Raw genomic sequence first — 17248 nt, 5'->3', positions numbered from 1 at the left:
GCGGTCTCGCGCGTGCCGGGAGTCCGGCCGCTTCAAAGCCATTCATCGAGAGGAGGCTTTCTTGAAGACTTCAACTGTTCTGATCGGCATCGGCCTTATGCTCGTCGGAGGCCTCGCGGCCGCACAGGCGCAACCCAATCCCATTCAGGGCACGCCCGGCTCGCTCTTTCCTTATGCCGCGCCCAACGAGGTCCAGATCATCAACGGCGTGCCCTGCCGGACTGTCCTGGTCGAAGGCACCAACATGCGTGTCCCAGTGGAATGCGCCGGCCGGGTCGCGACCGGGACTTTCGAGCCGGGAGCCACGGGGAGCATCGGCGTCGAGGAGGGAGCCGGGCGAATGATCGCGGGTCGGCCGCTTTCCGGAACGCCGGACTCGCTGTTTCCCTATGCCGCGCCCAACGAGGTCCGGATCATCAACGGAGTGCCCTGCCGGACCGTTCTGGTCGAAGGCAGCAACGTGCGTGTTCCCGTGGAATGCGCCCGGTAGCGTTGGAGCGGATCGAGGCAGGCCCGCCGGGCGTCGCCACGGAGCGGGCCTGTTTCTTGTGACGGCAATGTCTCATGCCGTGCCTCGCTCTCGCCTTACTGCCATGCTTCAGACTATGCGGGGGAGTCCTAACCGGAGGATCGCGCTTGTTTGAGGATCACGGGAGCACACGGATCGATCTGCCCTGTCCGCAATGTCGGCGGCTGTTCAAAGTCCGGCTGCGGAAGCTGCAATTCGGGGCCGATCTCACCTGCCGTCTGTGCCGGCACGAATTCTCGGCCCGGGATGTCTCCGGGCAGCCTGAAATTCGCGAAGCGCTCGCCCGGATGCATGGCATCGTCACGCGGCGGGTGGGCTCTGCGAAAGTGGCCGCCTCTCCGGATGTTTCCGGCGAAGGGAGCGAGAGCCGCTATGCCCGCATGACGAGACTGGCCGAGCGCGCGGCGGGGAGCCCGAAATAGCGCGCGCCCGGGAAGCCCGCTCATCCGCCTCACATGGGCTTGCCCTGGAACACCGAACGCAAAACTTGAACCCGGCTTTGCGTTCGATGCTCCAGGAGGGAGCATCGAATTGATCCCGAAAGGGGATTCCACTTTTCACGTCCGATGCTGTCAGTCTCTGTTTTCGAGCATCTTTTCACGCAAAACCGGTTCCCACTCTTGCGGTCGATGCGCTAGGCGCTTTGTCCCCGAAGATAGTCTTTCGCCGCCCGCACCGGGGCGGCGCATTGCGGCGACACGCTCGTCAGCACCTCCTCTGGAGCGGCCCTGCCCAGCCAGACATCGAGAGCCGTTCTCGCGATCCAAACCGGTTCAGCCGCCGCGCGGCCGGCAAGGGCCGGAAGTGCGGCGTCGGCGCATTTCCTGACATCCGCGATGACGGCCTGGGGTGCGCGGACTTCCGCGAGACGTTTCTCCATCTCGGTCTGAAGCGGATCGACGATCAGCATATTGACGATGAAGGCCAGAATTTCGTGGATCATGTCCACCTCCGTCGCCGGCCGTCAGATCGGTGAAGATCCGACATCACGCAAGGGCCGGCGCGGCTTACGTCAGAGGGGCCCGGATCAGGGGTCGACCCCAAGGTATGTATCGAGAGCCGCGGTTCAAGGTTCGGAGCGGCCTAGCGCATCGTGCGGAAAAGCGGCCCCGGTTTTCGCAGGAACGATGCGCTCTTTCCAGGAAGGGAGCATCGGATCGATCCCAAAAGTGGAATCCACTTTTGGGTCCGATGCTCTGGCGCATCGTGCGAAAAAGTGGCCCCGGTTTTTCGCAGGAACGATGCGCTCTTTCCAGGAAGGGAGCATCGGAGGAAACCCGCAAAAGCGGATTCCACTTTTCACGTCCGATGCTCCAGGCGGCTCGCCGCGAGGTCGGGTCATCCCGCGGGTGCGACATGAACGCCATGCAACGGGAGTTGCAGGGGAATGCCTTGTTTACCCCCTGCGAGGTACGCTAAAAGCACGCGGCTTCCGATGTCGTGCCCGCCGTGAGAAGCGCGATCCGCCTTGGGGTATGGACGATGACCGACCTGGACGAGATGAAGAACGTGATTGTCGCGACCGTTCGCGATGAGGAACTGGCCTCGTCCGCCTGCTCCGAGATCGACGGCTATGCCAGGTTGTGGCCCTTCGTTCTCATGGTCAACGACTGGGATCTCTGGAACAGGGGCAAATCCGCGCTCAGGCCCGAGGTCCTCTGCTGGCTCGAGGAAACCGGCGTTTCGTACGACCTGCACCTGTTTCGCAGCGGTGGGGGCCTTTTCGGGTTCAAGACCCGGCACGAGGCCGCGCAGTTTACGCTGAAATGGTCCCGGAAGGGGCCGGCGATGCCGGTTCAGGCGATGCCCGCTCCCGCCCAGAGCTGGAACCCGCATCCCCTCAAGAGCACCTTCGAACCTCCTTATCTCGGTGCGGCTTAGCGCGCCGGACGATGCGCTCTTCCGAGACGAGAGCATCGTGCAGTACGGGCCCATGCGTGCGTGAAGCGGCGCAGGCGGAGTAGGGGGCGCAGCGATTCAGAGATGTATCCCGGGGCGCGGCCCGAGGGCTAATATGATGGCGGGGCCGTAAGGGGTCAGGCCTCCAGATCATCGATGCAGGCGCTGCAATGCCTCGCTTTTATATCGACGTCCGAGGCCATTTTGGAACCAGAGAGGACCTTCTCGGGACCGATCTGCCGGACGTCGCGGCCGCACGGAGCGAGGCGCTGAGGATCGCGGGAGAAATCCTGAGCAGCTGGAGCGGCACCCTGCCAAGCTATTACGACGAGATCGCGATCGAGGTCAGAGGCGAGGATCTGCGCCCCCTCGTCACGATCCCTTACGATGAATTCGTGAAGGGAACCGGGGCCGTCGGACTGATCGACGCCGCAGAATAGGAAGGCCGTTTCCTTACAGCATCGGACGTGACATCAAACCCATCGATGCTGTCAGTCTATGGTCTTGAGCATCTTTCCACGCAAAACCGGTTCCCACTTATCACGTTCGATACTCTAGCGTCCCCCGATCGCATGAACCGTCCTGCGCACGGCACACCACTCCCGGTGATGGCGGCCGTCATTCCTTCACCTTCCATTCCTTGACCTTCTTTGTGTTCTGTGTTTGTTCTCGGACAGGCAGACCATGAAAGGCGAACCAGACCGTGATTCATTCCGGATCAACCCGCAGACCCGCAGCGGCCGGCGTGCCCGCGCCGCGGGGAGCGTCCCCGCAGCGAACGCTCGCCAAGGCCGAGCAGACGATCAGAAACCTGCAGGACAGGATCGCCGAGCAGAAGCGGCACATCCGCGACCTCCAGGGTCAGCTGAGGCACGACGAGGGGCTCGCCGCCGAGCGTGAGGATCTGAAATCCGAGATCGCCGACCTGAAGGGCGAGATCAGGGAGCTGACGCGCGCCAACCGCGAGCATGTCGAGAAACTTCAGGTCCTGCGGACGGAGAACATGAAGCTGAAGGCCGGAGCAAGGGCCAGGAAGCCGAACGGGGAAGCGGCCGAGCCTGTGTCTCCGCGAATGCTCGGCTCCGTGTGACGTCAGGCGGAAGGTCCCGAAGGGATGCCCGCCCTCGGCGGCGCGCTTCGATGAAGGAGGCGCGCCCATACAAACCACCTTCGCAAACCACCTTCGCAAACCATCTTCCGAACGTCTCCTGTGATCTCGGCCCCGGCACCCGTCCCGGGAGCGTCCGCAATCCTCAGGCAATCGACCGATCCTAGGCTCTTGTCCAGGCTGCTCCCGCACTCCCTACGGATGCGGCTCTGCTCCTATCGTCTGGCTCGGCTGTCCCGGCCTATAGGATTAAGATCTGAGACAGGATGTGCTGCGCCGCGGAATGAAACGCCTCTTTGCAAAATTCTACCTCCATCTGAGCACAGGCGTCATCGTTCTGGGCATCCTGGCGGTTTCGGCCCATACCCTCTGGAGCGATCGTTTCGACACGTGGCGCCAGGCGGAGCAGTCTTCGCAGAACCTTCTGACCGCGCTGGCGCGGGACCTCGCCGGCAATTTGGGGCTCCTCGACCTGACCCTCCAGGGCGTCATGCAGGACCTGAACGACGGGCGGCTGCACGACCTTCCCCCCGAACTTCATCACCACATGCTGTTCGACCGGGCCTCCACGGTCGGCTACCTGGGGTCTCTGCTGATACTGGATGAGGCCGGCGATGTGGTCGCGGATGCGGACGGCATCGTTCCGCGCTCCGCCAATTTCAGCGACCGTGACTATTTCCTGGTCCATCGACAGCGTCAGGACGTGGGATTGTATGTCAGTCACCCTTTCAGGAGCCGGCTGCGCCATGGCGAGCTGAGCATCGCGATCTCGCGGCGCCTCTCCCGTCCGGACGGCCGTTTCGCCGGTGTAGTGATGGGAGCCGTGTCGCTCGGCAAGATTCATCAGCTTTTCCAGGATCTGAGGCTGGGCTGGGACGGCACCATCAACCTCTTCCGCGACGACGGAATCCTGCTGATGCGAAAGCCCTTCGACGAAAGCCAGATCGGTCAGGATTTCGGCGCCTCTCCCTATGTCCAGAAACTCCTTCATGGACGATCCGCCACCTTCGAGTCGGTCTCGCCGATCGATGGGATTCGCCGGGTCATCTCATTCGGACAGCTCGACGGATTGCCGCTCGTCCTGACCGTCGCCCTCTCTGTCGACGAGGTCTTCGCGGCCTGGACCCGGAAGGCTCTCATCATGAGCCTCATGACGGGCTTGCTGTGCCTGGCGGTCGTGGGCCTGACGGCTCTGTTCCGAAGCGAGTTGAACCGCCGCAAAAAGGCCGAGACCAAGCTGAGGCGGCTTGCCCGAACCGACGACCTGACCGGCCTGCCCAACCGCCGCGCCTTCCGCGAGGCGTTCGAGCGTGAGTGGCGGCATGCGGTCCGCACGAGATCGTCGCTGGCGCTGCTTTACGTCGATGCCGACTTCTTCAAGGATTTCAACGATCGGTATGGTCACAGCCAAGGCGACGAGGTTCTCCGGGCGATCGCCTGCACCGTGGATGCCACCATCCGCCGCCCCCGCGACATGGCGGCCCGTCATGGCGGGGAGGAGTTCGCGGTCATTCTCCCGGAGACCGATCTGGCCGGAGCCCGGGTCATCGGCGAGAACATTCGTCAGGCCGTCGAGACACTCGGTCTCGTTCACGCGAACAGCCCTTACCGCCTCGTGACGGTCAGCATCGGCGTGGCGGCGGTTCGACCGCTGCGGGGCAGCCCGAGAGAAGCACTTCTCGAAGCCGCCGATCAGGCCCTTTACGGCGCCAAAGCGGCCGGCCGAAACTCTGTCCGCGAGACCCACGCGGATACGGCCCGTTCCGAAGGCATCGCGCTTCCCTATGCCGATGCCCGATAAGAAAAAGGAAGCGCCCGAAGGGCGCTTCCAGGTCCCGGCCCGCAGGGGCAGAAGAGAGCCGGTGAACTCAGGAATTCAACATTCAGGTCAGCCCGTCGCCCGAAGGTTGCCGGCCGCGGCGCCCGCAAGGTGCTTCTGCAGTTCGGCGACGAGCATGACATAGGGCTGCCGCCGCTCGCGGTGCCTGACCACTAGGCTCTCGGCGATCTGTTTCTTCAAGATGGGATCCGTCCTGCTGTTGCTCAGCCGCTCCAGTTCGTGACGGTGCTCGAAATCGAGGTTGGACAGGGTGCGGATCGTCTCCTGCAAAAGAGCGCTCAGATCAAATCGTCTGGTTGCGCCGACGACCAGACGGTCGAGCGCGGACGGGCCATGCTGCGGTTTCGACATCTTTCACTCTATCTTATCGCTGGCGTGCTTGTGGTTCATGCGCCCCGTGGCGGGGCGAGCGCCTGACGGCATCGAGGCTTGGCCGGGTGCTCCCGAACGATCCCGATCCGTCGGTGTCCATTGCTGCCGAAGTCTATGCTTGTCATGCTTGGGGAGTCGGTCAATATTCGGACAATATGGCTAAGGTTTTGCTCTGGATATCCTGATCGATATAGGCATTCGGCGTGGCAAGTCTGTTAGAAATCCGACAGATCTACTAACTCTTTGGTGGTATGCGACCGAAGTCGTTGCTCTCGTGCGTGCCGGGACCGGGTTATTTTCCAAAGCGCCGGACGGGCCATCGAACTCACATACGCTGCAGTCGGTCTCTGTTTTCGAGCATCTTTTCACGCACAACCGGTACCCACTTTTCACGTTCGATGTCCGGTCCCTTGAAGGACATCTCGTCCCGCGAGGAATCGGACACCAAGTATCGGACACCAAGTGATGGGATGATGCTCAGACGAGGAGGCGGACCATGCAACTCAGCGAAACGGCACGCGAGATCCTCGACTTCTTTCGCGAGACGCATCGCAAGCCCGGTGCCCGCATGACCATGGCAAAGCTGGATGCCCGCTTCGGCACGGATCCCGCCGTGGCCGTGGCCGTATCCGAGCTCGCCCGTCTCGGATACGTGACCACGCCCGATGCCGGGACGATCGAGCTGACGGATCGTGGCTTCGATGCCGTCCATCGCGGCGGTCATCGGCCCGGGGACGGTGCGGATGCTCCGACGCCCCCCAGGCGGAGCGGAGACTGACTATCGCCAGTCGGCCCCGGAAGACGCCACCTGACTTCGGCCTGGCTCCCGGCTGACCTCGATCGAGGAACTCTGGGGCTGCGCCTTTTCCGTCGGGGCGGCTTCCTCGGCCTCGGAGCCGCCCACGATGAGGCGCGCTCCTCGCTGATAGGTCAGATAGCTCCAGAGCCAGCTGAACGCGACCACGGCACGGTTGCGCAGGCCGATGAGAAAGTAGATGTGCGCGAAGCCCCAGAAGAGCCAGCCGATAAAACCCTTCAGGTGGACATGGGCGAGCTTCACCACCGCCGCCTTGCGTCCGATGGTGGCAAGGTCGCCCTGATGCCGATAGCGGAACGGGCTCGGCGGCACGCGGCCCGAAACCCTTGCGGCGATCACATCGGCCACATGGCGGCCCATCTGCTTGGCGGCCGGGGCGATGCCGGGCACGAGCCGCCCGGTCTCGTCCATGACCGCGGCGGTGTCGCCGATCACGAAGATCTCGGGGTGATCCGGAACCGACAGGTCCGGACCGACCTTGACCCGCCCGGCCCGGTCCCGCTCGGCATCGAGCCACGCGCCGGCCGGAGAAGCGACCACGCCCGCGGCCCACACGATGGTGCCGGCCCCGATCCGCATTCCGTCGAGGTCCACGCCGCGATCGTCGCAATTCGTCACCCGGGTGGAGGTCATCACCTCCACGCCCATCCCCTCGAGGGATCGTTGGGCATAGGCCGACAGATTCTCCGGAAAGGTGGGCAGCAGCCGTGGCCCGGCCTCGACCAGGACGATGCGGGCGGCGCGCGGATCGATGTGACGGAACTCGGCGGACAGCGCATGATGCGCCACCTCCGCGATGGCTCCGGCCATCTCGACGCCCGTCGGGCCGCCGCCGACCACGACGAAGGTCAAAAGCCGCCGCTGCTCGTCGGGGTCGCCGGTCAGCTCCGCCTTCTCGAAGGCCAGCAGGATCTTGCGCCGAATCCTCGTCGCGTCCTCGATCTGCTTCAGTCCCGGAGCGGCGGCAGCCCATTCCGGGTGACCGAAATAGGAATGCGTGGCGCCGGTCGCGAGGACGAGAAAGTCGTAGGGTACGGTTACGGATCCGGCATGGACGAGTCGGGCGCCCACATCGATGCCGGTCACGTCCGCCATCAGCACGGTCGCGTTCTTCTGTCGCCTGGCAATGCTGCGAATCGGCCAGGCGATGTCCGCGGGCGACAGGGCGGCCGTCGCGACCTGATAAAGGAGGGGTTGGAAATAATGGAAGTTGTGGCGGTCGATGATCGTCACATCGACGGGCGCGCGCGCCAGGGATTGAGCCGCCGTCAATCCTCCGAAGCCCGCACCGACGATCACAACCTGAGGCGTGCCGACTGTCATGCTGCTCTCGCCCTTGCTCGTCACGCATGCCAATCCATGCCGGCGATCGATGTTCCCCGATCCGTGGGGAAAGTGCCCGGTGCGCTCAAGGTCGCCCTGGACGGGAGAACCCTCCCGCCGATCCGCACAGGCTCCGGCATCAGGATGTTCGATGCGCGCGCACCAGTATGACACAGGTCGCGGCGTGGAGGCCAGGAGCAGCCCCCGGCCTCCTACGCATGGCTCGGATGCAGCGCCTGCCAGTCCCAGGCGAGCGCACCGCCGCTCTGATAGTCGATGACGCGGGTCTCGAAGAAGTTCTTCTCCTTCTTCAGGTCCATGGCCTCCGACATCCAGGGGAACGGCTTCTCGGCCTCGGCGAGGACCGAACCCAACCCCAGCTGTGCGCAGCGGCGATTGGCGAGGACATGCAAGGCCGAAGAAGCGCCTTGTCCCGTCCGAAAATCTCGGCAGGGCCGCTTTTGACTTCTGGGCGGCGACGTTGCTAATGCGTCCGCGATCCGCTCCGGCGAGCGGAAAGCGTGCTTCCGGCCGGCGCGGTCATGTCCGTTTTTATCCCGCATGGAAAAAGACCGATCGCCCCGGCGGGGCACGGTGGTTCAGCCGCGCAGGCTTCCGCTCCAACGCAATTCGAAGGTCGCAGATTTTGGACGTTTCTTTCTGGATGCCGCTCGTCATGAAGATGCTGACCAGCGCGGCCATCGTCGTGGCTGCCTCGCTGGTCGTGGAGCGAAGCGGCCCGTTCCTCGGGGCCATGATGGCGACTTTGCCGATTTCGGCGGGCCCGGCCTATGCATTCCTCGCGCTCGATCACGGCTCCGAATTCGTCGCGACAAGCGCCTTGGCGGGTCTGGCGGTGTCGGCCGCCACGGTGGTCTACATGATCGTCTATGCCGCCGCCGCCCAGAAATGGGGAGTGGTCTCGAGCGTCGGCTCGGCCCTGGCGGTCTGGGCCGTCTCGATCTGGCTCGTTCTCGGCATCCGGTGGTCCCTTGGCGGCGCCCTCGCCCTGAACGCGGGGGTCTATGCCCTCGCCATCCCGATCGCGCGGCAATTCTCGGCGGGCGCCATGCCGGCTCCTCAAGCGAAACGCCCATGGGACATTCCTGTCCGGGCGGCGCTCGTCATGAGCGTGGTGGGTGTCACGATCGTCGCGGGGAGAACGCTGGGGCCTTCGATCGCGGCGGCGGCGGCCTTGGCGCCCGTCGTTCTCCTGAGCCTGGCCCTGATCCTGCACCCTCGCGCGGGCGGCATCGCGACGGCATCGGTCATCGCCAACGGAGTGCCAGCCATGCTCGGTTTCGTCGGCGCGCTGACCCTGCTGCATCTGTGCGCGGTGAGCCTCGGAGCCGCCGCGTCGCTGCTGCTGGCCCTGGGGGTGAGCATCGGGTGGAACGCATGTCTGATCGCGGCCAGGCGGTGGCGTGGTTCGGTGCGCGCCGGCATGTGATGACCGGGCGGCGCCCCTTCGCACGTCGAAGCTCGGACATGGCGCCTCGGCCGTTCAGGCGTCGTTCCGGGATGCATTTCGGGGATGCATTTTGGGATATAAGATGCCATTGATCGCCGAACGAATTGCTGATGATCGACTTCCGAAACATTGAAACATTTTTCTGGGCGGCGGCCCTCGGCAGCCTCAGGGCGGCTTCCGAGAAGCTCGGGACGACGCAGCCTGCGGTGTCGCAGCGGATCGCGTCTCTGGAGGCTGCTCTCGGCGTACGCCTCTTCGAGCGCGATGCGCGCGGCGTGACGCTGACGGCCAAAGGGCAGGAGATGCTCTCGCACGCGGAGCGTATGATGCAGGCGCGCCGCGACATGCTGAAGGCGGCCCAGGACCAGAACGTGATGAGCGGCACGATCCGGATCGGCGTTGCGGAAACCATCGTGCAGACCTGGCTGTCGACGTTCATCGAGGAGGTGCACGGCGCTTATCCGGCGCTCGTTCTGGAGATCGAGGTCGACAGCACGCATGTGCTGCGCTCCCACCTGATGTCGCGCAAGATCGATATCGCGTTCCTGATGGGACCCGTTCTTGAGGAGCGTGTCGAAAACCTCCCGCTCTGCACCTATTCGCTCTCGTGGGTCGCCAGTCCGACGCTGGGTCTCGGAGACGGGCGGGTGACGCTGGAGCGCGTCGCGGAAAGGCCGATCATCACCCATCCGTCGAGCAGCAGTCCCTACCAGATGGTGCGCGATATGCTCATGCGCGCCGGCGTGAAGACGCCGCGGATGTACGGCAGCGCCCCTGTGTCGATGATCGTTCGCATGGCCCTGGACGGCATCGGAACTGCCGTGATCACGCCGGTGTTTCTGGACCGGGAGCTTGCTTCGGGCGAATTGCAGATCCTTGACGTGGAAAGCGATCCGCTCCCGGATCTGAGTTTTACCGCAAGCTGGGTCGACGGCCTCGAAAGCCGCTCGATGCGCTCTATCGCCACACTCGCGCAGGAGGTCGCCGTGCGGACCGGAGGCAGGGCGCCGAGGGGGTATAAATAGCCCTTATACCCCCCATCAAAACATACGAATAGACAAGCTGAAGGTTCCTGCGATGCAATGCGCCGGGGCTGAGGACCGACAGCCAGGTATCGAAGCGCGAAGCGCGCCATGGCGGCACCGTTGCCCGGTGACTGCCTGAAGTCTCTGAAAGCCTCAATGGATAGAGACGCTTCGTGACGACCTGCATGTGTCTTCGGTCAGCAGCAATACTGAACCAGAGGATGACACATCATGAAAAGAATCGCTTGTGCCGTCGGCGCCGCAGCCCTGATAGGCCTGTCCGGCGCGGCATTGGCTCAGGATCTGCCGAAGACCCATCTGCGGATCGTCGGGGGCCTCAGCAATCTCACCGCCTACAATGACTTCGAGAAGCCGTTCTGGACGAAGACGATTCCGGAGCGCTCGAACGGTCAGGTCACGGCCGAGATCAAGGGCTTCAACGAAATGGGCCTCAAGGGCCCCGAAATCCTCCGCCTGATGTCGCAGGGCGTCATTCAGTTCGGCACGGCGACGCTCTCCTATTTCGCCAGCGACAACCCGATCAACGAAGCGATCGATCTCGCCGGTCTTGCCCCCGACGTGAAGACGGCGCGCGAGGTGACCGAGGCGTTCGAGCCCGTCTACGCGAAGTTCTACGGCGAAGGTTCGCGCGTGAAGCTCCTGGGCATTTCCACCTATCCGGCGCAGGTTCTGTTCTGCAACGCCGAGGTGAACGGCCTTGCCGATCTCAAGGGCAAGAAGGTCCGCACGAGCAGCCGCACCCAGGCCGAGTTCGTGGAAGCCTTCGGCGGTTCGAGCGTCACGATGGCCTTCGGCGAAGTGGTGCCGGCGCTGCAGAACAAGGTCGTCGACTGCGCCATCACGGGATCGCTGTCCGGCTATTCCGCGAAGTGGTACGAAGTCTCGACCCATCTCTATGCGCTGCCGGTCAACTGGAACCAGCAGATCCACGCCGTCAACCAGGCGGCCTGGGACAAGCTCGATCCGAAGGTTCAGGAGTTCGTCCAGGCCAACATCAAGACGTTGATGGACGATATCTGGAAGGCCGCGGCCGAGCAGACCCAGCAGGGCTATGACTGCAATACCGGCGCGGATGCGTGCACTCTTCCCGTCAAGGGCAAGATGAAGCTGGTTCAGCCGACCGATGCCGACCGCGCGCTCCTGAAGAAGGCGCTGCAGGAATCCATTCTGCCGAAATGGGCGGCGCGCTGCTCCGCCGATTGCGTGCAGAGCTTCAACGACACGATCGGCAAAACGCTGAACGTCACGGTCTCCAAGTAATGCAATGAGGCGCGCCGGATCTGTTTTCAGGTCTTGCGCGCCTTTTCATGCACCCGGCCGGCGATCCTTCGATCCCATGCGGCGCGTGAGCGTGCCGCCAAGGATATTTTGATGGCACCAACAATGCGACCTTCCTTTCTCGGCAGCCTGATCGGCGCCGCCGAGCATATGTCACGCTGGGCTGTATGGTTCGGCGGGGCTTTGACGATCGGCAGCGTGCTGCTGATCTCCTTCGATGTCATTGTCCGAAAGTTATTCGGCTTCAGCACCGGCGGCGCCGATGAGCTGTCGAGTTACGCCTTTGCGATCAGCACGTCCTGGGCGCTCGCCTTCGCAACGCTCCAGCGCGCCAATGTCCGCGTCGACGTCATCTACCAGTATTTGCCCGTTCGCCTGTCGGCGATCCTGGACTGGCTCTCCCTCGTGGCGCTCGGCGTCTTCATGGTGATGCTGACCTACTATGCCTATGACGTCGCCGCGACTTCATGGGCGCAGAATTCCGCCGCCAACACGCCGCTGGCGACGCCGCTTTACATTCCGCAGGGCCTTTGGCTGCTCGGCCTGATCTGGATGTGCCTGGTCCTGGCGCTCATGCTGCTCAGGGCTTCCGCCGCACTCGTCACGGGCCGGATCCACGACGTGAAGGCGATTGCGGGCGTTCGTTCGACCCAGGAAGAAGCAGAAGACGAAGCCGCTGCAGGCGAGCGCATGGTGAAGGGTTAGAACGAAATGGTTGCCACCGCACTCATCCTCCTGCTCGTCCTCATCGGATTGAGTATTCCCGTGGGCGCCGCCCTCGGCGTGCTCGGGCTCGTCCTCGACCCGCTCTACTCCATGCTCCCCCTGACGCGCGCGATCGGCGAACTGGCGTGGAGCACGAACAACGAATTTCTCATGGTGGCTGTGCCACTCTTCATTCTGCTGGGAGAGGTCCTGCTGCGGGCCGGGTTCGCCGAGCGGATGTACGGTGCCATGAGCCTCTGGCTTTCCTGGCTGCCCGGCGGCCTGATGCACGCGAATATCGGAGCCTCGACCCTGTTCTCGGCGACGTCCGGGTCGAGCGTCGCCACCGCCGCGACCGTCGGCACCGTCGCAATCCCGCAGATCAAGCGGTATGGCTACAACGAGCCGCTCTTTCTCGGCAGCCTCGCGGCCGGCGGAACTCTGGGCATTCTGATTCCGCCCTCGATCAATCTCGTGATCTACGGCGTTCTCACCAATTCCTCGGTCCCCAGGCTCTATCTCGCGGGCATCATCCCGGGCTTCATGATGGCCGGCCTGTTCATGCTGGTCATCGTGGTGAGCTGCATCGCAAAGCCGTCCTGGGGCGGGCACAAGATTCACGCGACCTGGAGCGAACGTTTCCGGAGCCTCGTCCATCTCGGGCCGCCGCTCGGAATCTTCTTCCTCGTCGTGGGCTCGATCTATGCCGGTCTCGCCACGCCGACGGAAGCTGCCGCTCTCGGCGTGCTGGGGGCTCTCGTCCTCGCAGCATGGTTCCGCCGCCTGACCTGGACGATGCTGCGCGAATCCGTCGAAGGGACGATGCGGTCGACGGCGATGATCATGCTGATCGTGATCGGCGCCGCCTTCCTGAACTTCGTCATGTCGGCCACGGGCCTCACCGACGCGATTACCGGATCGATCACCGGGCTGGGGCTGTCGCCGGGATGGATGCTGCTGATCATCATCGTCTTCTACCTGGTGCTCGGCTGCTTCATGGAAACGCTCTCCATGATGATCACGACGATTCCGATCGTGGCGCCGATCATGTTCGCTCTCGGCTACGATCCGATCTGGCTCGGCATCATCATCATCGTTCTGGTGGAGGCTGCTCTGATCACCCCGCCCGTGGGGCTCAATCTCTTCGTCGTGCAGAGCCTGCGCAAGAGCGGTTCGATGGGCGCCGTGATCACGGGGGCGCTGCCCTTCGTGCTGGCGATGTTCATCCTGCTCGCTCTCCTGTCGTTCTTCCCGGGGCTCGCGCTCTGGCTTCCGAGCGTCTTCAGCTAGCGCATCGTGCGGACCCGGTTCTCGGGTCCGCATCCCCCGATACCCTCATCCGAGACCGGTGCATCGGACCGGTTCCCAAAGTGCAAATCCACTCTTGGGGACCGATGCTCCGAGCGTGCGCAATCAACCGCATTTTCAACCCATAGGGATTGACCATGAAATTGTCCTTCGAAGTCGAAACGCAATCGGGCTCCCGCACGGTCGAGGCCGAGATTTCCTCCCTCGTCGTCGCGGGCTGGGCCGGGCGTGACCAGCACGCCATCGAACACCATATCGAGGAGCTGTTCGCCATCGGCGTGCCGCGTCCGAGTTCCGTGCCGCTTTACTATCGCGTTTCCGAGAACCAGCTGACCCAGGCCTCGCGCATTCAGGTCGTAGGCGACCAGACGTCCGGCGAGGTGGAAACCTTCGTGTTCAAGGCCGGTGGCGAGCTCTATGTCGGCATCGCGTCCGACCACACCGACCGCAAGCTCGAAACGCACAGCGTTGCCTTGTCCAAGCAGGTCTGCGCCAAGCCGGTCGCCGCCGAGGCGTGGCTCTATGCGGATGTGGCCGATTACTGGGACGAACTCGTCATCCGCTCCTATATCCAGGAGAACGGCGAGCGCGTGCTCTATCAGGAAGGCACCCTCGCTTCGCTCCGGCCGCCGCTGGAACTCATTTCAGGTTTTGCCGGCGGGGACACGCTTCCCGAGGGCGTCGCCATGATTTGCGGCACGGTGGGCGCGAAGGGCGGCATCCGTCCGGCCCCGTCCTTCACCATGGAGCTGTTCGATCCTCGCCGCGGGCGCACCTTGAGCCATAACTATGATATCGAGGTTCTGCCCGAAGTCGCTTGATCCGGGATTCGTTGCAACCCACCACGATGGTTGATGAAACATGACGTCGACAGTGAACGAACAGCAGCAGGCGCTCGCCGAGGGCCGCACCACCTCCCTGGCTCTGACGGAGGAGGCGCTTCGCCGCGCAGCCGATCCGGCCGGAGAGGGTGCGCGCGTCTTTACGAAGCTCTACCCCGATGCGGCCCGCGCCGCAGCCCAGGCTTCCGACCTTCTGCGCAAGGCGGGCCTCGTCCGCTCGCCCATCGACGGCCTGACTGTTTCGATCAAGGACCTGTTCGATGTCGCGGGCGAGGTCACCATGGCCGGGTCCGTTGCGCGCGCCGGTGAGCCCGCGGCGGCGGAAGATGCCGTCGTCGTCAGGCGGCTGCGCACTGCCGGCGCGGTGATCGTGGGCCGCACCAACATGACCGAGTTCGCCTATTCGGGGCTCGGCCTCAATCCGCATTACGACGTGCCGCGCAATCCGTGGGATCGCCGGACCGGGCGCATTCCCGGCGGCTCGTCCTCCGGCGCCGCGGTTTCCGTGACCGACGGAATGGCCGTTGCGGGGATCGGGTCGGATACCGGCGGATCGGTGCGCATTCCCGCGGCGTTCTGCGGTCTCGTCGGGTTCAAGCCGACGGCCGCGCGGGTGCCCCTGACGGGGGCTCTGCCGCTCTCGTTCAGCCTCGACTCCATCGGGGCCATCGCTCCTTCCGTCGCGTGCTGCGCCGTTCTCGATGCCATCATGGCCGCGGACGAGGAGCCGCTGCCCCGTCCGGCCGATCTCGGCAAGCTTCGGTTCGCCGTTCCCACGACCCTGGTGCTCGAGGGAATGGACAAGGATGTCGCGCGCGCTTTCGAACAGGCGCTCGCAAGCCTGTCGTCGTCCGGTGCGCGGATCGATGAGATCGCCGTGCCCGAATTCACCGAACTCGCGGCGATCAACGCCAAGGGCGGCTTTACGGCGGCCGAGGCCTGGACATGGCACCGGGACCTGATCGAGCGGGCGGGCGATCGCTACGATCCGCGCGTCGTCTCGCGGATCCGCCGGGGCAAGGATATTTCCGCCGCCGACTACCTGGACCTGCTCGCGGCCCGCAAGGCCTGGCGCGCAAGCGTCGAGGCGAGGATCCAGGGCTACGATGCGCTGCTGCTGCCGACCGTGCCGGTCGTCGCTCCCGCCATCGCGGATCTCGCCGCGAGCGACGAGGTCTATTATGCGACGAACGGGCTGATCCTGCGCAACCCGACGATGATCAACTTCCTCGACGGGGCTGCCCTGTCGGTCCCGTGCCATGCGCCGGGCGAAGCTCCGGTGGGCCTGATGATCGCAGGCCCCGCCGGTGCCGACCGCAGGATCCTGTCCATCGGCATGGCCGTGGAAGCCGTGCGCTCGCAGGCGCGGGCGTAAGCCGCACTCTGGCAGGAAGATCGAATGATGTCTGGAACGATCGCCCGCGACGCCGCCTACAAAGCCCGGTTGGAGGCCCGCGCCGGTCTCCTGACCGGGCCGACCGCGAACCTGGCTCCGGGGCATGTTCAGGCGAATCTCGCCATCCTGCCGGAGGAGCTGGCACACGACTTCCTGCGCTTCTGCCAGCGCAATCCCAAGCCATGCCCGTTGATCGCGGTATCGGAAACGGGCGACCCGTTCCTGCCGGAACTGGGCCGGGACATCGATATCCGGACGGACGTGCCGCGATACCGGGTGTGGCGAAACGGCGAGCTGGTCGCGGAGCCCACGGACATCCGCGATCTCTGGAACGACAAGCTCGTCGCCTTCCTGATCGGCTGCTCGTTCTCCTTCGAGGAGGCCATGCTGGCCGACGGCCTGCCGGTGCGCCACATCGAGCAGGGCTGCAACGTCCCCATGTACCGGACGACCATTCCGACCGTGCCGACCGGGCCTTTCTCAGGACCGCTCGTCGTGTCCATGCGCCCCCTGAAGGCGGCCGATGCGATCCGCGCCGTGCAGGTGACGTCTCGCTTCCCCTCGGTTCATGGCGCACCGGTCCATCTGGGCGATCCGTCGCTGATCGGGATCGGCGATATCGCCAATCCCGATTACGGCGATGCGGTCGAGATCCGCGAAGGCGAGATGCCGGTCTTCTGGGCCTGCGGCGTCACCCCTCAATCCGTGATCGCCAATGTTCGCCCCGAATTCTGCATCACGCATGCACCCGGGCACATGCTCGTCACCGACCTTCTGAACTCCTCGATCGCGGTGCTCTGATCCATGTGAACGGGCGCGCTTGCTCCGCCGTCACAGATCGGTCTCGGCGTCCGGGGCCGACTTGGTGTCCGGGCTCGGCTTGGCCTCGCCGGGCGCGGCACCCTTCACATTGATCCGGACGATGTGCCGCTCCACCTTGCCGCTGGCGGTCCTGACTTCGTACCCGACCTCGTCGGCTCCCTTGTAGGCCTGGCCGGCCTTGTAGAAGACCCCTTGTGCGACGGCCTCGAGCTTGGGGCAGCGGGAGATCCGTCCCGCCTTGAGTTTTCCGCTCCGCACATTCAGCTCTCCGTGCTTCGGCGGCGTCACCACCCGGATGGTCGGCAACGGCCCGGACGTGCAGTCCTTCTGCACGTTGCCGTAAACTCCGAGGCGGTGCTGCTGGCCTGCCGCTACGTCAGTGCTGCGATAGGCGCTGCTCTGGGCCAGGGCGGCGCCGGACATGACGAGCACGCCGGTCAGGACGGACGTTGCGGCGGCGAGGGACTTCGTGATGGCCATTCATGGGCTCCT

19 protein-coding genes and 1 pseudogene are annotated in these 17248 nt (G+C 64.4%); 15 read left to right on the top strand and 5 right to left on the bottom strand.

Annotated features, from left to right (window positions below):
• The first annotated feature begins 61 nt into the window (after nt 1-61).
• Together RE429_RS18735 and RE429_RS18730 are read left to right on the top strand one after the other, a co-directional pair.
• Nucleotides 62-490: a hypothetical protein gene (locus RE429_RS18735; protein WP_414472178.1), complete on the top strand. Its 429-nt coding sequence runs from the start codon at nt 62-64 to the stop codon at nt 488-490.
• Between the two features lie 146 nt (nt 491-636).
• Nucleotides 637-951 (top strand): hypothetical protein, encoded by a 315-nt coding sequence (locus RE429_RS18730; RefSeq protein ID WP_414472177.1) that lies wholly within the window; start codon nt 637-639, stop codon nt 949-951.
• Nucleotides 952-1163: 212 nt separating this feature from the next.
• On the opposite strand, the gene RE429_RS18725 is transcribed toward RE429_RS18730, so the two are convergent.
• Complete coding sequence (locus RE429_RS18725) at nt 1164-1472, bottom strand: hypothetical protein (RefSeq protein ID WP_414472176.1); 309 nt, start codon at nt 1470-1472, stop codon at nt 1164-1166.
• A gap of 539 nt (nt 1473-2011) precedes the next feature.
• Between RE429_RS18725 and RE429_RS18720 the strand changes: the two genes are divergently transcribed.
• From RE429_RS18720 to RE429_RS18705, 4 genes are all read left to right on the top strand, one after another.
• Nucleotides 2012-2410, top strand: a complete 399-nt coding sequence (locus RE429_RS18720; RefSeq protein WP_414472175.1) for a hypothetical protein — start codon at nt 2012-2014, stop codon at nt 2408-2410.
• A gap of 188 nt (nt 2411-2598) precedes the next feature.
• Nucleotides 2599-2868, top strand: a complete 270-nt coding sequence (locus RE429_RS18715) for a DUF6894 family protein (protein ID WP_414472174.1) — start codon at nt 2599-2601, stop codon at nt 2866-2868.
• Nucleotides 2869-3173: 305 nt separating this feature from the next.
• Nucleotides 3174-3518, top strand: a complete 345-nt coding sequence (locus RE429_RS18710) for a hypothetical protein (RefSeq protein WP_414472173.1) — start codon at nt 3174-3176, stop codon at nt 3516-3518.
• Between the two features lie 301 nt (nt 3519-3819).
• Nucleotides 3820-5337 (top strand): diguanylate cyclase, encoded by a 1518-nt coding sequence (locus RE429_RS18705; RefSeq protein ID WP_414472172.1) that lies wholly within the window; start codon nt 3820-3822, stop codon nt 5335-5337.
• Between the two features lie 87 nt (nt 5338-5424).
• Here RE429_RS18705 and RE429_RS18700 read toward each other — a convergent pair whose 3' ends face one another.
• Nucleotides 5425-5727, bottom strand: coding sequence for a hypothetical protein (locus RE429_RS18700; protein ID WP_414472171.1), 303 nt, complete (start codon nt 5725-5727; stop codon nt 5425-5427).
• 517 nt (nt 5728-6244) lie between these two features.
• On the opposite strand from RE429_RS18700, the gene RE429_RS18695 reads away from it, so the two are divergent.
• Nucleotides 6245-6526 (top strand): hypothetical protein, encoded by a 282-nt coding sequence (locus RE429_RS18695; protein ID WP_414472170.1) that lies wholly within the window; start codon nt 6245-6247, stop codon nt 6524-6526.
• On the opposite strand, the gene RE429_RS18690 is transcribed toward RE429_RS18695, so the two are convergent.
• Both RE429_RS18690 and RE429_RS18685 read right to left on the bottom strand, forming a co-directional pair.
• The gene (locus RE429_RS18690; protein ID WP_414472169.1) at nt 6527-7888 is read right to left on the bottom strand and encodes an NAD(P)/FAD-dependent oxidoreductase; all 1362 of its coding nucleotides are present in this window, start codon (nt 7886-7888) and stop codon (nt 6527-6529) included. It abuts the gene before it with no gap.
• Between the two features lie 212 nt (nt 7889-8100).
• Nucleotides 8101-8301 (bottom strand): annotated as a pseudogene (locus tag RE429_RS18685) (hypothetical protein); the annotation flags it as partial.
• A gap of 263 nt (nt 8302-8564) precedes the next feature.
• Between RE429_RS18685 and RE429_RS18680 the strand changes: the two are divergent.
• The 8 genes from RE429_RS18680 to RE429_RS18645 all read left to right on the top strand — a co-directional run bounded on the left by RE429_RS18680 (nt 8565) and on the right by RE429_RS18645 (nt 16735).
• A complete protein-coding gene (locus RE429_RS18680; protein WP_414472168.1) occupies nt 8565-9338 on the top strand; it encodes a hypothetical protein in 774 nt (257 codons plus the stop codon).
• Between the two features lie 131 nt (nt 9339-9469).
• Entirely contained in the window at nt 9470-10384 is a 915-nt protein-coding gene (locus RE429_RS18675; protein WP_414472167.1) for a LysR family transcriptional regulator, read from the top strand.
• Between the two features lie 231 nt (nt 10385-10615).
• The gene (locus RE429_RS18670) at nt 10616-11665 is read left to right on the top strand and encodes a TRAP transporter substrate-binding protein (protein ID WP_414472166.1); all 1050 of its coding nucleotides are present in this window, start codon (nt 10616-10618) and stop codon (nt 11663-11665) included.
• 111 nt (nt 11666-11776) lie between these two features.
• Nucleotides 11777-12388 carry a TRAP transporter small permease subunit gene (locus RE429_RS18665; RefSeq protein WP_414472165.1) on the top strand — a complete coding sequence of 204 codons (612 nt, stop codon included), beginning with the start codon at nt 11777-11779 and terminating at the stop codon, nt 12386-12388.
• A gap of 6 nt (nt 12389-12394) precedes the next feature.
• Nucleotides 12395-13678, top strand: coding sequence for a TRAP transporter large permease (locus RE429_RS18660; RefSeq protein WP_414472164.1), 1284 nt, complete (start codon nt 12395-12397; stop codon nt 13676-13678).
• Between the two features lie 155 nt (nt 13679-13833).
• Nucleotides 13834-14517, top strand: coding sequence for a DUF2848 domain-containing protein (locus RE429_RS18655; protein WP_414472163.1), 684 nt, complete (start codon nt 13834-13836; stop codon nt 14515-14517).
• Between the two features lie 40 nt (nt 14518-14557).
• Entirely contained in the window at nt 14558-15913 is a 1356-nt protein-coding gene (locus tag RE429_RS18650; RefSeq protein WP_414472162.1) for an amidase, read from the top strand.
• A gap of 24 nt (nt 15914-15937) precedes the next feature.
• A complete protein-coding gene (locus tag RE429_RS18645; protein ID WP_414472161.1) occupies nt 15938-16735 on the top strand; it encodes a putative hydro-lyase in 798 nt (265 codons plus the stop codon).
• 30 nt (nt 16736-16765) lie between these two features.
• On the opposite strand, the gene RE429_RS18640 is transcribed toward RE429_RS18645, so the two are convergent.
• Nucleotides 16766-17236 (bottom strand): 4-aminobutyrate aminotransferase, encoded by a 471-nt coding sequence (locus tag RE429_RS18640; protein ID WP_414472160.1) that lies wholly within the window; start codon nt 17234-17236, stop codon nt 16766-16768.
• Between the last annotated feature and the right edge of the window lie 12 nt (nt 17237-17248).

It is taken from the genome of Microvirga sp. M2 (assembly GCF_047497095.1).
Lineage (GTDB): Bacteria > Pseudomonadota > Alphaproteobacteria > Rhizobiales > Beijerinckiaceae > Microvirga.
The sequence above is the reverse complement of the archived record's forward strand: the minus strand, read 5'-3'. Positions and strand labels throughout refer to the sequence as shown.